General features: G+C 34.6%; 2 protein-coding genes. One reads left to right on the forward strand and one right to left on the reverse strand.

What is annotated here, in order from left to right; translation table 11 throughout:
- Positions 1-97 precede the first annotated feature (97 nt).
- Positions 98-1,009 carry a nuclease-related domain-containing protein gene (locus tag GW534_RS15730; protein WP_246204221.1) on the reverse strand — a complete coding sequence of 304 codons (912 nt, stop codon included), beginning with the start codon at positions 1,007-1,009 and terminating at the stop codon, positions 98-100.
- 251 nt (positions 1,010-1,260) lie between these two features.
- Between GW534_RS15730 and GW534_RS15735 the strand changes: the two genes are divergently transcribed.
- Positions 1,261-2,106 carry a VOC family protein gene (locus GW534_RS15735; protein WP_161921908.1) on the forward strand — a complete coding sequence of 282 codons (846 nt, stop codon included), beginning with the start codon at positions 1,261-1,263 and terminating at the stop codon, positions 2,104-2,106.
- The last annotated feature ends 160 nt before the right edge of the window (positions 2,107-2,266 follow it).

Genomic DNA, 2,266 nt, shown 5'->3' on the forward strand with positions numbered 1-2,266 from the left:
AGAATTAGTAGCAAACTGTCTTTCATCGGACATATGAAGGACAAAATCTCCAGGAAACTCGCGCAAAATGTCTTTCATAAACAAACATCACCAATACTTAAACATAATAAGCCCATTGACGCACACCAACAATTTCAAAATGCTCATCCAACACCCGTTTTATCCTTTTCTTCGAATCGATAATCTGGCACCAGTCATGAATATTAACCGTAGTCACCTTCCGATCTGGAAAGAGAAGCTTGTACTCCCAAATACTACGCAATATGGCTGCTCGGGCATTCTCAACATGTCCACATTCTTTACAAACGCAATTTCGCCCAACAAATACTAAAGCGAAGGAACGACAAGTCGCGCAAATAATACCCTTTTTCAACATATCATAACGATAAGTAGGTAATTGTTGAAAAGGAGATTCGTTTAAATGAAGAGAGGCTAGTTTATTTGCAAGTTGTTTGTGCATGTCTGTTAACTTGGAAGGTTGTTCATTTAATTGATTAAAGAAGCGGTTAAGTTGAGAATGGAAAATGAATGGTTTATTTAACGGTGCTTGGTAAAGGGAAAACTCAGGATTTATAAAGACGACATTTGCTGACATAGGAAGGGAAAAACCATGGGAATGTATTAGGTTACGGAAAAGGGATTCTGTTTTGGCAAGTTGATTTAAGGGATTTCCAATTTCACGACCGGAGCTGCTGTAAATTTTATCATTTTCGTAGTAATAATCGCCTTCGTAATTTTTCACTTCAAAGGGACGCAACATATTACCGAATATAAGTACAGTATCAATTTGAAAAGTTGTGTTGTTGAACTGTAATAAAAGATCATTTAGAACGTAGCAATTATTATGTAACTTTTCTTCAATTTGTTGATCAAACATACTCTCTCCTTCATAGCCCTTTTTCAAAGAAAGGTAATATCGTTTCTTATCTTCGGGTAACTCCATCCGTACATCTAACAGTTCTAAAATTTGTAGTTGTTTAGGTTCTTCTCGTGTTTTATATGCTTTCAATAAAATCCCCCCTTTTCAAATATATAGTACTGTAAAACAACAAAATTTTCCACCTATTTAAAAACATCGCAACATACTCTCTCCCAAACATTCCTACTCTTTTTTTCGCTATTTCTGAAAAAGCTATTAAAGGAAAACAAATATTTGACAGTATACATAAAACGGTATATGATTTTACTAAAAGATAATATTCAATTTCATATATTTCAATTTCGTAATAATAAAATCCATATAAAAAAGGAGTAAATAAAATGAGTAAATTCCACCAACCACCGGCAATATATGTAAATGAAGTAAATATAAAAGTGAGTAACTTAGCAAAATCGATACAATTTTATGAAGAAATTATCGGTTTAAAAGTGTTATCCCAAACAGAAACAACAGCTAACCTGACAGCAGATGGTAAGACAACGTTAGTTTCATTAACACAAATTGAAAATGCGTTACCGAAGTCAAGAACAGCTGGTTTATATCACTTTGCGATTCTTCTTCCATCACGTAAAAACTTAGCTGTCTTTTTGAGACATCTTATTCAAAGCGGTTATCCATTCGGAGCAGGAGACCATCTTGTAAGTGAAGCACTATATTTAAATGATCCAGATGGCAATGGTATTGAAGTGTATAGCGATCGTCCGGCAAGTAAATGGGCATGGAAAGATGACCTTGTTATTATGTCAACTGAACAAATTGATGCAAAAGGTATCCTTGCCGAAAGCCAATCACCTTGGAATGGCTTACCAGCAGGTACAATTATGGGGCATATTCATTTACATGTTTCTAATTTACAAGAAGCGGAAGATTTTTATACAAAAGGTCTTGGTTTTGATGTTGTAAGTTACTATCCGCAAGCGGTATTTATGGCTTCTGAAAAATATCATCACCATATCGCGATTAATACGTGGGCAGGAATTGGTGCACCACCTACCCCAGAAAATGGTGTTGGCTTAAATTGGTACGAAGTTGTTTATCCAAATGGAAATGCAAGAAAAGAAACAGTCGAACGATTACAGTCATTAGGCTACAAAGTGAAAGAAGAGTCCGATTACTATGTAACAAGTGATCCATCAGGCAACAAGATCCGACTATTAGTACATTAAAAATATGGGCTATCGAAAAAGTAAATCACTCTTTTTGGTGACATTTTTGTCCAATGAGTGAAATGCTTATTCGGTAGCCCTATTTTTGTGCAATCTTTCATTTACTAATTTTTTTATATAACTTATAGTAATATTGAATTCTGCTTACATATTGTAGTCT

Source organism: Pallidibacillus pasinlerensis (assembly GCF_009996845.1).
GTDB classification, from domain to species: domain Bacteria; phylum Bacillota; class Bacilli; order Bacillales; family Caldibacillaceae; genus Pallidibacillus; species Pallidibacillus pasinlerensis.

Excerpts from the sequence above, each read along its gene's own strand:
- GW534_RS15735 (WP_161921908.1), top strand. The coding sequence starts at position 1,261 with ATGAGTAAATTCCACCAACCACCGGCAATATATGTAAATGAAGTAAAT.